The organism is Bradyrhizobium cajani (assembly GCF_009759665.1).
Lineage (GTDB): Bacteria > Pseudomonadota > Alphaproteobacteria > Rhizobiales > Xanthobacteraceae > Bradyrhizobium > Bradyrhizobium cajani.
Map to the genome: position 1 here is coordinate 26,324 of NZ_WQNE01000054.1, position 11,916 is coordinate 38,239.

Genomic DNA, 11,916 nt, shown 5'->3' on the forward strand with positions numbered 1-11,916 from the left:
GTCGTAAGGCCAAGTCTTCAGGCCAAGTCTTCGAAAGTTCTGCGATGACCACCATGCTCTCCAGCGACCTGCCGCTGCCCAAGATCGGGCGCGGCAAGGTGCGCGATATCTACGCCGTCGACGACGACCGCCTGCTGCTCGTCACCACCGACCGCATCAGCGCCTTCGACGTCGTGATGGGCGAGACCATCCCGATGAAGGGCGCGGTGCTGACCCAGATCAGCGCATTCTGGTTTGGCGAACTCGAGGGCGTGGTGCCGCACCACATGATCAGCGCCGATACCGACGAGATCATCGCGGCCGTGCCGGCGCTGAAGGCTCATCGCGCCGACATCCTCGGCCGGGCCATGCTGTGCAAGCGCACCACCGTCTTCCCGATCGAATGCGTGATCCGCGGCTATCTCTCGGGCTCCGCCTGGAAGGAATATGCCGCGAGCGGCACGCTGGCCGGCGAGAAGCTGAAGGCTGGACTGGTCGAGAGCGAGAAGCTGGAGCCTTCGATCTTCAGCCCGGCGACCAAGGCCGAGACCGGCCATGACGAGAACATCACCATCGCGAAGATGCGCGAAGTCGTCGGCGACGAGGTCGCCTACACGCTCGAGAGCATGACGCGCGCCGTCTACACGCTCGGCGAGGAGCTGGCGCGCGAGCAGGGCATCATCATCGCGGACACCAAGTTCGAGTTCGGCCGCGACAAGGATGGCCGCATCATCCTGATCGACGAGGTGATGACGCCGGACTCCTCGCGCTTCTGGGCGGTCGACGCCTACAAGCCAGGCCAGTCGCAGGCGAGCTTCGACAAGCAGCCGCTGCGGGATTATCTCGACGTCGAGCGCCGCGCCGGCCGCTGGAACGGCGACGCCCCGCCGCCCCCGCTGCCCGCCAGCGTGGTGGATGCAACCAGCAAGCGATATCTGGAAGCGTATCGGCGCGTGACGGGGACGGAGCTGAAGATCTAGCCTCCGCGGATTCGGCCAACTCCGTCATTGCGAGCGCAGCGAAGCAATCCAGGCTGTCTCAGCGGAGGGATTCTGGATTGCTTCGCTGCGCTCGCAATGACGCGGAGGGACCGACGCGTCCCTCTCCCAATCCGGGTTTGTCCCCATCCGCCTGCCGGGTATGATCGGCCGTTCACACGGGACCGCCGCAAGAATTGTCGGATACTTCATAGTTGCAAGAATCCTGTTGCGCTAGGCTCGCAGTCGTTTACGTCTCGACCAGGGATTTTCATGAGCGAGTGTCACGGGGTGACAGATCCAGCAATTGGCTTCGATCCGGTCACCGGACTCAATCCGGCTCTCAAGCGCTCGCTGAATGACGTGCTGGGCGGAACGGCCGCGAGTGTCCTGACCGTCACCTTCGGCCTGTCCTATTCGCTGCTGATCTTTGCCGGGCCACTCTCGCCTTATCTGTCCTACGGAATCGCGGCGACCTTCGTCAGCTCCGCCGTGCTTGCGGCCATCATCGCGCTCGGCAGCTCCCTGCCCTTCGCGATTGCCGCCCCCGACAGCTCGACCGCCGCGGTGACGGGCATTCTGGCGGCCTCGCTGGTCGAACGCATCGCGGCGGCCGATCCGTCGACACCGCTGCTCTCGCCGGTCCTGATCACACTCGGCCTGTCGACCGTGCTGACCGGTGTGGTGCTGTGCGGATTGGGGCTGACGCGGATGGGCCGCGCCATCCGTTACGTACCCTATCCCGTGGTCGGCGGCTTCCTCGGCGCCACCGGGCTCCTGATCGTCATGGGCGCGATCCGGGTGATCACCGATCATCCCGTGCAGTTCGCCACGCTGTTGCGCCTCGCCGACGGCATCGCGTTGTCGGAGCTGGGCGCGGCCTGCGCCATGGCGCTGGTGCTGTATCTGACCTGGCACCGCTCGCGCAGCCCGTTCGGATTGCCGATCATCCTGGTCGGCGGCGTGCTGACGGCGCATCTGGCGTTCTGGATCGCGGGCATCCCGCTCAATGAGGCCCGCGCGCTGGGCTGGACCTTCCAGGCACCGCCGGCGGCGGCCTTCATGGTGCCCTGGCACACCGACGGCTTCGTTCACTATCCCTGGTTCGCGGTGCCGGACCTCGTCGGCAATCTCGTCGCCGTCATCTTCGTGACGGCCTCCAGCACGCTGTTCAACACCACCGGCATCGAGGTGGCCGTGCATCGCGAGGCCAATCTGGAGCGCGAGCTGAACATCACCGGCACCGCCAACATCGTGACCGGCGCGCTGGGCGGCTATGCCGGCTGCATCTCGGTCAGCCGCTCGATCCTCAATTTCAGCAGCGGCGGCCGCGGCCGCCTGTCGGGCCTCACCGTTGCGGCGCTGTCGCTCCTGATGCTCGCGGTTGCACCCGAGCTGCTCGGCTTCATCCCGAAATTCGTGCTCGGCGGTCTGCTGCTCTATCTCGGCGCCGACCAGCTGCACAAATGGATCATCGAATCACGCAAGCGGCTTTCGAAGCTCGAATATCTCTCGCTGATCGCCATCATCGCGATCATCGTCGTCTGGGGTTTCGTCCCCGGCATCCTGATCGGCGTGGTCATCGGCTGCGCGACGTTCGCATTCAGCGCGGCACGCGTCGAATCGATCAAGTACAGCTTCGACGGCTCGGAATATCGGAGCTCGCTCGACCGCTCGCGTGACGACCAGGAGGTGCTGCTCGCCCATGGCGGCAAGATCCAGGGCCTGAACCTGCAAAGCTATCTGTTCTTCGGCTCCGCCAACCGGCTCTACCAGCATGTCAAGCGGCTGCTCCAGGAGCGGCCGGAATGCCGCTACCTGCTGTTCGACTTCAAGCTGGTTACCGGCGTCGATTCCTCGGCCGCCTACAGTTTTGCGCAGATCAAGCGCAGCGCGGCCGATCTCGGCGTCGAGCTGATCCTGGTGCATCTGTCGGCTGCGGCCGAGAAGGTGCTGCGCTCCAGCGATTTCATCGGCGAGGGCGTCACCATCATTCCCGAGCTCGATCATGCGCTGGAATGGTGCGAGAACGAGATCATCTCGCAGCACCAGGGACTGACCCGGGAAGAAGCCAACCTGCGCGACTGGTTCACGGGGATTCTGGACAGCGAGGACGATGCCGACGCGCTGATCCACCGCTGCCAGCGCATCGAGGTCGGCGCGGGCGAGGTCATCGTGCAGGCGGGCGATCCCGCCGATTCCATGCACTTCATCCTCGACGGCCGGGTCGGCATCATGGTCCCCGCCGAGGACGATCGCACCACGCGCGTGCGCAGCCTCGGCCGCTACACCACGATCGGCGAGATGGGCCTCGTCTCGCACACCCCGCGCAGCGCGACGATCCAGGCCGAGGTCGACAGCGTGCTCTACGTGCTCAACACGCACCAGTTCGACGCGATCAGGGACGAGGACCCCGCCCTCAGCCACAAGCTCCTGACGTACTTTGTGTCCGTGATGGCCGAGCGGCTGACATTCGCGAACCGGACGATTGCAGTGCTCAGGAGATAGTCCGTAGCCCGCATGAGCGCAGCGATATGCGGGACCCGCGGCCCCGGATGTCGCTGCGCTCATCCGGGCTACGGCTCTGAAGGTCGTCATGCCCGGGCTTGTCCCGGGCATCCACGTTCTTTGCCTCGCGGGAGTAAGCCGTGGATGGCCGGGTCAAGCCCGGCCATGACGGTGTGGAGGCAGCCTGCCCCTACACGCCCGCCATCATCACGTATTTGATCTCGACATATTCTTCCATGCCGTGATGCGAGCCTTCGCGCCCCAGGCCGCTCTCCTTGACGCCGCCGAAGGGAGCGACTTCCGTGGTGATCAGGCCGGTGTTAACGCCGACCATGCCGGATTCCAGCGCCTCGGCAACGCGCCAGACGCGGCCGAGATCGCGGGAGTAGAAGTAGGAGGCGAGGCCGAACGGCGAGGCATTGCACATCGCGATGACATCGGCTTCATCCTTGAAACGGATCACCGGCGCCAGCGGGCCGAACGTTTCCTCCTGCGACACCCGCGAGTCCGGCTTGACGTCGGCAAGCACCGTGGGCTCGAAGAAGGAACGTCCGAGCTCGCTGCGCTTGCCGCCGGTGACGACCTTGGCGCCGCGCTTGACGGCGTCGGCGATGTGGCGCTCGACCTTGTCGACCGCCTTCATGTTGATCAGCGGGCCCTGCGTGACGCCGCTCTCGGTGCCGTCGCCGATCTTCATCGCCGCGACCTTCTTCGAGAGTTTCTGCACGAACTCGTCGTAGATCCCGTCCTGGGCGTAGAGGCGGTTGGCGCAGACGCAGGTCTGGCCCATGTTGCGGTATTTCGAGACGATGGCGCCCTCGACCGCGGCGTCGATGTCGGCGTCGTCGAACACCACGAACGGCGCGTTGCCGCCGAGCTCGAGGCCGAGCCGCTTCACGCCGACGGAGGCCTGCTGGTAGAGGATCTTGCCGACGGCGGTCGAGCCGGTGAAGCCGACGAAGCGCACCGCCGGATGCTCGCACAGCACCTTGCCGATCGGCGGCGCATCGCCGGTGATGATGTTGAAGACGCCCCTGGGCACGCCGGCCTTTTCCGCGAGCGCTGCGAGCGCGAGCGCCGACAGCGGCGTCTCGTTGGCGGGCTTCAAGACCACGGTGCAACCGGCCGCCAGCGCCGGCGAGACTTTGCGCGTGATCATCGAGTTCGGGAAATTCCACGGCGTGATCGCGCCGCAGACGCCGATCGGCTGCTTGATCGCGAGCAGGCGTGCATCGGGCCGCTGCGTCGGGATGGTCTCGCCATAGACGCGCCGCGCTTCCTCGGCGAAGAACTCGACATAGGCCCCGCCGATATCGACCTCACCGAGCGCCTCGCTGAGCGGCTTGCCCTGCTCGGAGGTGAGGATCAGCGCGAGATCCTCGCGGTTGGCGACGATCAGCTCGAACCATTTGCGCAGGATGTTGGAGCGCTGCTTGGCGGTGAGCTTGGCCCAGGCCGGGAACGCGCGCTCGGCGGCTTCGACCGCCTTGGTGGTGTCGTCCGCACCAAGCTGCGGAACCTTGGCGAGCTCGACGCCGGTCGCGGGATTGTTCACGGCGAAGACGGGAGAGCCGACCCAGGCGCCGTCGATGTAGCAGGCCTCCTTCAGCAGCGACGGGTCCTTCAACCGGTCGCGGAGATTGGACGTGGCTTGCGGGGCACGTGCGGCGGCGGTCGGGGTCATGGCGTCACTCCTCAGGGCGCGATCGGATCGGCCCGGAATATAGGGACAGACGGCGAGCAATGCACCGTCTCGCAACGCACATCTGCTGGGAGCTAAAGTGGCAGCGGCCTCAGGCCGCGCCGCTCATGTAAGTCTCGCGGCGGCCGATCATGCGCTCGGCGGCGGCCTTGGCATCGGCCTTCGAGGAGGTGGCGCAGGTGCGATACTCGAGATCGGGAACGTCGGAGGTGTCGCGACGGCCGAACCAGGATTTCGAGCCGACCGGCAATAGCGCCAGCGCCTGCGCCAGATTGTCGACCGCCCCGAACGAATACAGCGCGCCGGTGCCGGCGACACGGACCTCGTAAATGCCGGGCGAGATCGGCGCCTCGAGATTGTCGCCCCGTCCGGGACGGGGATAGCGCTTCCATTCGCTCCAGGTCGAAATCATCTGAGGTCCCCCACGGCCGGGTGCCGGCCGCAAAAATTTGCATCAAGTTTTGACGTCAGCGGCCGATTGGGCCGCGTACTGAACGCCGCAACGCACAAAATGTTTCAAGTGCTTCCAACACGCGAAACATACCGCCTCGCCCCATCCACGGTCACGGTTCGTCGCGGTCATCCACCGCAGATTGTGACGGAGTGTTGCAGTTCAGCTGTGTTGTCGTCCTGCGCGAGGCGCGAGCCGTCAAGTCACGACATCGCGACCGACCGCTACATCGATGCGCTTGCTGCGCGGGACGAGCGGGAGGACAATCGATCACTTCCAACAATAATCAAATCGGAGGAAACGCGTATGCAAAGCCAAGCCCAGATCGACGAGATCCTGCGCCAGAAGAGCGACGCCAAGGAGATTCCCGGCGTCGTCGCCATCGCTGCCAGTGGTAACGACGTGCTCTATCACGGCGCGTTCGGCAAGCGCGACCTGTCCAAGCCCGATGCGATGACTGAGGACAGCGTGTTCTGGATCGCATCGATGACGAAGGCGGTGACATGCGCAGGCGCGATGCAACTGGTGGAGCAGGGCAAGCTGTCGCTGGATGCGCCGATCGGCGAAGTGTTGCCCGATCTCGCCAAGCCGCAGGTGCTCGAAGGTTTCGACGCCAATGGCGAGCCAAAGCTGCGGCCTGCGAAGGGAACGATCACGCTGCGCCACCTCATGACCCACACCGCCGGCTTCTGCTACAACATGTGGAACGGCGACATCGCGACCTATCTGGACAAGACCGGCACGCCGCCGATCACCACCTGCCAGAACGCGGCGCTGAAAACTCCGATCGCCTCCGAGCCCGGCACACGCTGGGAATACGGCACCAATATCGATTTCGTCGGCAAGGCGGTGGAAGCCGTCAGCGGCAAGCGGCTTGATGCCTATTTGCGCGACAACATGTTCGCGCCGCTCGGCATGAGCGACACCGCATTCAAGATCACCGACAGCATGCGCAAGCGACTGGTCGGCATGCATGCGCGCGGCGAAGACGGCCAGCTCGCATCGATCCCGTTCGAGCTCGAGCAGGAGCCGGAATTCCACATGGGTGGCGGCGGCCTCTACTCGACCGCGGGTGACTACATCAAGTTCACCCAGATGATCCTCAACAAGGGCCGCGGCAACGGCAACCAGGTGCTGAAGGCGGAGACGGTCGCGACGATGGGGCAGAATCACATCGGCGACCTCAACGTCACCAAGATGATTTCGGTGACGCCGATGTACACCAACGACGTCGATCTCTATCCGGACCAGGCGAAAAAGTGGGGGCTGAGCTTCCTGATCAACACCGCCAAGACGGCGGAAGGCCGCAGCCCGAACAGCCTCGCCTGGGCCGGCCTCGCCAACACCTACTACTGGATCGACCCGTCGCGCGATGTCACCGGCGTGATCCTGATGCAGCTGCTGCCGTTCGCCGACGCCAAATGTTTGGAAGCGTTCGCGGGATTCGAGCGCGGTGTTTATGCCGGGCTCGATGCGGGGAGCGGGCAGAGGGCGGCGTGAGCACGCTCTCGCCACACGTCATGGCCGGGCTTGTCCCCGCCATCCACGTGCGGCCGCGCACGACGAGACGTGGATGCCCGGGTCAAGCCCGGGCATGACGACTGCGTGCTTGACAAGCACCTGCCTCCACATCGTCATTGCGAGCCAACGGGTCCGCGCGAAGCGCGGCCCGATGACAGGCTCCGCGAAGCAATCCAGTCTGTATCCGCGGCGCGTCTCCGGATTGCTTCGTCGCAAGAGCTCCTCGCAATGACGGGGAAAGCGCGAGTCTTACCCCGTCAGCCCGCGCTGCCCGGCGAGCTCCTTCAGCGAGACCTGCGGGCGGGCGCCGATGTGCTGGATCACTTCGGCGGCCGCAAGCGCGCCGAGCTCGCCGCACTGCTTGTACGGCAGGTTGCGCGCGAGGCCATACAGGAAGCCGGCGGCGAAGAGGTCGCCGGCGCCGGTGGTGTCGACCACCTGCCTGACCGGGGAGGCCGGCGCGGCGACCGCGTCTTCCGCCGACACCACCATGCACCCCTTCTCGCTGCGGGTGACGATTCCGAGATTGACGTCGTTGCGCAGCTGCTTGAGCGCGGTGTCGAAATCCGAGGTCATGTACAGCGAGTGCAGCTCTGACTCGTTGGCGAAGACGATGTCGACGGTGCCGTTGCGCATCAGCGACAGGAACTCGTCGCGATAGCGATCGACGCAGAAGGAATCCGACAGCGTCAACGCCACCCTGCGCTTGGCATCGTGAGCGATCTTGGCCGCCTTGACGAAAGCGTCCTTGGCGTTCTTGGGATCCCAGAGATAGCCTTCGAGGTAGACGATGCCGGCGCCGGCGATCTCGGCCGGATCAATGTCGGCGGGCGACAGGTCCTGCGCCGCGCCGAGATAGGTGTTCATGGTACGCTCGCCGTCACCGGTGACCAGGATGTAGGAGCAGCCGGTGGCGGGGCCGTCCTTCGCGGCGGGCGTGTTGAAGGCAACGCCGGCGGCGCGAATGTCATGCACATAGAGGTTGCCGATCTGGTCGTCCTTGACCTTGCCGACATAGGCGGCGCGCGCGCCCAGGCTGCCGATGCCGACGATGGTGTTGGCGGCCGAGCCGCCCGAGACCTCCGTCGCCGGGCCCATGTCCTTGTAGATGGCCGCGGCACGCGCCTCGTCGATCAGGGACATGCTGCCCTTGGTCATGCCGTGCCTGGCCAAAAAGGCTTCGTCGGTCCTGACCAGCACGTCGAACAGCGCGTTGCCGATGCCGAGAACGTCATATTTCACGTCAGTCATTCACCTTGATCCTGTTGCCGGATTGCGATTACCGGGAAAATCCGCTTCCTGTCGCCTGAAATCCGGTTCGCGGCCTATCACGACCGGGCCTGCGCGAGCAAGCAACGGTATTATTACAGAGAGCCATGATCCGCTCCTTCCTGACCGTCTCGACGGGCACATTGGCCTCGCGGCTGCTGGGCTTTGCGCGCGACTCCATGATTGCCGCTCTGTTGGGCACCGGTGCCGTGGCGGACGCGTTCCTGGCCGCCTTCCAGCTCGTCAACGTGGTGCGACGCCTGCTCAGCGAAGGGGCCCTGAACGCGGCGCTGATCCCGGCCTGGCTGCGCGTTCGCGAGCGCGAGGGTGAACAGGCCGCAGCGGCGTTCGCGGGACGCGTGCTCGGCACGGTCAGCGCAGCCCTGATCGCGATCTCGATCGGCATTGCGCTCGTGATGCCACTGATCATCACGATCATCGCGCCCGGCTTCCTCGGCAGCGGCACGCTCGATCTCGCCGTGGAGAACGCGCGGCTGATGCTGCCCTATCTCGCCTTTGCCGGCCCCGTCACGGTGCTGATGGGCCTGCTGAACGCGCAAGGACGCTTTGCGCTCACGGCGTTCTCGCCGCTGCTGTTCAACATCGCGCTGATCGCCGCGATCGCGGCGCTGTTGCTGTGGCACGCCGATGCGGCGCTCGCCGCGTGGATGCTGGCCGCCACCGTCGGCGTTGCCGGCCTGCTGCAATTGCTGATGCTGCTGTCGCAGCGAAGCGCGCGCCTTGCGACGCCGCTGCGCGTGAGCCTCGACAACGAGATGCGAGCCTTTTTCGCCAAGGCGGTGCCCGGCATGATCGCAAGCTCAGGGCCGCAATGGCTGATGGTCGCGGGCGCGATCATCGCATCCGCCACGCCCTCCGCCGTGTCCTGGCTCTATTTCGCCAACCGCCTGATCGAGCTGCCGCTCGGCATCGTCGGCGTCGCGATGGGCACCGTGCTGGTGCCGGAGCTGACGCGCGCGGTGGCTGGCGGCGCCCGCGACGCGGTGGCGCATGCGGAATCCCGCGCGCTGGAGCTCGCGACCGGGCTGGCGCTGCCGGCGACGCTCGGCCTGATCGTGCTGGCCGAACCGATCGTGCGGCTGCTGTTCGAGCATGGCGCCTTTGGCGCGGACGACAGCACGGCCACCGCGCATGCGCTGATGTGGCTGGCGCTCGGCCTGCCAGCGCATGTCCTGATCAAGGCGCTGTCACCGGCCTTCTATGCCCGCAGCGACACGATGACGCCGCTGCTCGCAACCGCCAAGGGATTCGTGGTCGCCGTCGCGCTCGCCGTCCTGCTCGGTCATCTCTTCGGTGCGAGCGGGATCGCCGCGAGCATCGCGGCCGGTGCCTGGAGCAGCGCACTCTCGCTGCTCCGGAAAGGCACCAGCGAGTTCGGCTTCTCGGTCGATGCGGCCGCCCGCAAGCGGCTGCCGCGGATCGTGCTCGCCGCAGCAGTCATGGGCGCCCTGCTCTGGCTGACCACGGGTCTTTTCCCTGCCGAGGCGCATGGCCTGATCCGCTTCATTGTGCTGGGCCTGCAGATCGGGGCCGGCATCGCCGTCTATGGCCTGCTCCTGCAAGTCCTCGGCGCAGCCTCCTTACGCGAAGCGGTTAACGCCCTGAGGAGGCCCGCCTGACCGAGCTCGGCACGCAGGGCCATCGAATTACCCTTGACGGAGCAGCGCCGCTGTTGGAAACGACGCCCGGTACCTTCAGGAAAGCTTGCCATGCCATTCGTTGAACGGGTCTTTTCGGGCGTCCAGCCGACGGGCAATCTGCATCTCGGCAATTACCTCGGCGCGATCGTCAACTTCGTGAAGATGCAGGAAACCCACAACTGCATCTATTGCGTCGTCGACATGCACGCGATCACGCATGGCGTGGACGTCTGGGGCGGCCCGGTCGAGCTCGCACGCAACACCCGCGAGGTGACCGCGGCGTTCATCGCTGCCGGCATCGATCCGAAGAAGCACATCGTGTTCAACCAGAGCCAGGTCTCGGGCCATGCCGAGCTCGCCTGGATCTTCAACTGCGTCGCGCGCATGGGCTGGCTCGGCCGCATGACCCAGTTCAAGGAGAAGGCCGGCAAGGACCGCGAGAACGCCTCGGTCGGGCTGTTCGACTATCCCGTGCTGATGGCCGCCGACATTCTGCTGTACCGTGCCACCCACGTTCCGGTCGGCGAGGACCAGAAGCAGCATCTCGAGCTCTCGCGCGACATCGCGCAGAAGTTCAACAACGATTTCGGCGACTCGATCCGCAGCCACGGCGCCAATGACGGCCTGTTCTTCCCGCTGCCCGAGCCCCTGATCACGGGGCCGGCGACGCGCGTAATGTCCTTGCGCGACGGCACCAAGAAGATGTCGAAGTCCGATGCCTCGGACAATTCGCGCATCAACCTGACCGACGATGCCGACACCATCGCGCAGAAGATCCGCAAGGCGAAGACCGATCCGGAGCCGCTGCCGAGCGAGGAGAAGGGCCTGGAAGCCCGCCCCGAGGCCGACAATCTGGTCGGCATCTTCGCTGCGCTCTCCGGCCGCTCCAAGGCCGACGTGCTCCGCGATTTCGGCGGCGGCCAGTTCTCCAGCTTCAAGAACGCGCTGGCCGAGCTGTGCGTCACCAAGCTCGCGCCGGTCGCCGGCGAGATGAAACGCCTCGTCGCCGACCCCGGGCACATCGACGCCATCCTGAACGATGGTTCCGACCGCGCCCGCGCGATCGCCGACGAGACCATGAAGCTCTCGAAGGACATCGTCGGTTTCATCCGCCGGAAGTGACGAGCGAAATGCGGCCGGCGCGACGTCGCCGGCCGTTGCCCCTCTCCCAAAGATCGAGCGAGTGTGGCAGCATGTCGACCGTGCAGACGCCGGGACATGCATGACCAGAAAGCGACTTTGCTTCGAGCCGGGTCACAAGCTCAAATGCCTCGTCATCGTCGACGACACCGCCGAATGGGATCGCGCGGTCTATTACGCCAGCCGCTGGGCGATCCGCGCCGGCGGCGGCGTGGTGATGTTGCGCATCATCGAGCCCGAGCCGGAGAGCCAGGAATGGCTTGGCGTCGCCGACATCATGCGCGCCGAGGCGCATGAAGCGGCGGAAGCCGCGCTCGATCGCGCCGCCGGCCGCGCCAACGGCATCGCCGCGATCACGCCGGAACGGGTGATCCGGGAAGGTGCCGCGATGGAACAGCTGCTCGCAGTGATCGATGAGGACCCCGACATCGCCATGCTGGTGCTCGCCGCCAATCCCGGCGCGGAAGGTCCCGGGCCTTTGGTCTCGCTGCTGGCGCATGCGCTCGGCTCGTTCCCGGTTCCGGTGACGATCATCTCGGGCGCGCTGAGCGACGAAAGCGTGGATTCGCTGTCGTAGCGACGCTGTTCTTCACCTCGCCCCGCTTGCGGGGAGAGGTCGGCGCGAAGCGCCGGGTGAGGGGGAGCCTCCGCGAATCCGTCTGTCACCGCCCTTGCGGAAACTCCCCCCCCCCCCCACCCCCTCCCCCC

At 65.8% G+C, this 11,916-nt stretch carries 9 protein-coding genes; 6 read left to right on the forward strand and 3 right to left on the reverse strand.

The window, feature by feature from the left end:
• Positions 1-44 precede the first annotated feature (44 nt).
• Together GPL20_RS36195 and GPL20_RS36200 are read left to right on the forward strand one after the other, a co-directional pair.
• Positions 45-959: a phosphoribosylaminoimidazolesuccinocarboxamide synthase gene (locus GPL20_RS36195; protein WP_157337095.1), complete on the forward strand. Its 915-nt coding sequence runs from the start codon at positions 45-47 to the stop codon at positions 957-959.
• Positions 960-1,247: 288 nt separating this feature from the next.
• The gene (locus GPL20_RS36200; protein ID WP_254126111.1) at positions 1,248-3,464 is read left to right on the forward strand and encodes a SulP family inorganic anion transporter; all 2,217 of its coding nucleotides are present in this window, start codon (positions 1,248-1,250) and stop codon (positions 3,462-3,464) included.
• A gap of 190 nt (positions 3,465-3,654) precedes the next feature.
• Here the strand turns inward: GPL20_RS36200 and GPL20_RS36205 are convergent, their stop codons facing one another.
• Together GPL20_RS36205 and GPL20_RS36210 are read right to left on the reverse strand one after the other, a co-directional pair.
• Complete coding sequence (locus GPL20_RS36205) at positions 3,655-5,148, reverse strand: NAD-dependent succinate-semialdehyde dehydrogenase (RefSeq protein ID WP_157337099.1); 1,494 nt, start codon at positions 5,146-5,148, stop codon at positions 3,655-3,657.
• Between the two features lie 109 nt (positions 5,149-5,257).
• Positions 5,258-5,578: a hypothetical protein gene (locus GPL20_RS36210; RefSeq protein WP_157337101.1), complete on the reverse strand. Its 321-nt coding sequence runs from the start codon at positions 5,576-5,578 to the stop codon at positions 5,258-5,260.
• Between the two features lie 345 nt (positions 5,579-5,923).
• Here GPL20_RS36210 and GPL20_RS36215 point away from each other — a divergent pair, with 345 nt between their 5' ends.
• On the forward strand, positions 5,924-7,117 hold the full coding sequence (locus GPL20_RS36215) for a serine hydrolase domain-containing protein (protein ID WP_157337103.1): 1,194 nt from the start codon (positions 5,924-5,926) through the stop codon (positions 7,115-7,117).
• Between the two features lie 270 nt (positions 7,118-7,387).
• Here the strand turns inward: GPL20_RS36215 and GPL20_RS36220 are convergent, their stop codons facing one another.
• Complete coding sequence (locus GPL20_RS36220; RefSeq protein ID WP_157337105.1) at positions 7,388-8,389, reverse strand: adenosine kinase; 1,002 nt, start codon at positions 8,387-8,389, stop codon at positions 7,388-7,390.
• A gap of 125 nt (positions 8,390-8,514) precedes the next feature.
• Here GPL20_RS36220 and murJ point away from each other — a divergent pair, with 125 nt between their 5' ends.
• The 3 genes from murJ (at position 8,515) to GPL20_RS36235 (ending at position 11,785) form a co-directional block, all read left to right on the forward strand.
• Positions 8,515-10,047: a murein biosynthesis integral membrane protein MurJ gene (gene murJ / locus GPL20_RS36225; RefSeq protein WP_157337107.1), complete on the forward strand. Its 1,533-nt coding sequence runs from the start codon at positions 8,515-8,517 to the stop codon at positions 10,045-10,047.
• Between the two features lie 90 nt (positions 10,048-10,137).
• Complete coding sequence (gene trpS, locus GPL20_RS36230) at positions 10,138-11,190, forward strand: tryptophan--tRNA ligase (protein ID WP_157337109.1); 1,053 nt, start codon at positions 10,138-10,140, stop codon at positions 11,188-11,190.
• Between the two features lie 100 nt (positions 11,191-11,290).
• Positions 11,291-11,785 carry a universal stress protein gene (locus GPL20_RS36235; protein ID WP_157337111.1) on the forward strand — a complete coding sequence of 165 codons (495 nt, stop codon included), beginning with the start codon at positions 11,291-11,293 and terminating at the stop codon, positions 11,783-11,785.
• The last annotated feature ends 131 nt before the right edge of the window (positions 11,786-11,916 follow it).

Excerpts from the sequence above, each read along its gene's own strand:
- GPL20_RS36220 (WP_157337105.1), bottom strand. The coding sequence starts at position 8,389 with ATGACTGACGTGAAATATGACGTTCTCGGCATCGGCAACGCGCTGTTC.
- GPL20_RS36210 (WP_157337101.1), bottom strand. The coding sequence starts at position 5,578 with ATGATTTCGACCTGGAGCGAATGGAAGCGCTATCCCCGTCCCGGACGG.
- GPL20_RS36195 (WP_157337095.1), top strand. The coding sequence starts at position 45 with ATGACCACCATGCTCTCCAGCGACCTGCCGCTGCCCAAGATCGGGCGC.
- GPL20_RS36235 (WP_157337111.1), top strand. The coding sequence starts at position 11,291 with ATGACCAGAAAGCGACTTTGCTTCGAGCCGGGTCACAAGCTCAAATGC.
- GPL20_RS36215 (WP_157337103.1), top strand. The coding sequence starts at position 5,924 with ATGCAAAGCCAAGCCCAGATCGACGAGATCCTGCGCCAGAAGAGCGAC.
- murJ (WP_157337107.1), top strand. The coding sequence starts at position 8,515 with ATGATCCGCTCCTTCCTGACCGTCTCGACGGGCACATTGGCCTCGCGG.
- GPL20_RS36205 (WP_157337099.1), bottom strand. The coding sequence starts at position 5,148 with ATGACCCCGACCGCCGCCGCACGTGCCCCGCAAGCCACGTCCAATCTC.
- trpS (WP_157337109.1), top strand. The coding sequence starts at position 10,138 with ATGCCATTCGTTGAACGGGTCTTTTCGGGCGTCCAGCCGACGGGCAAT.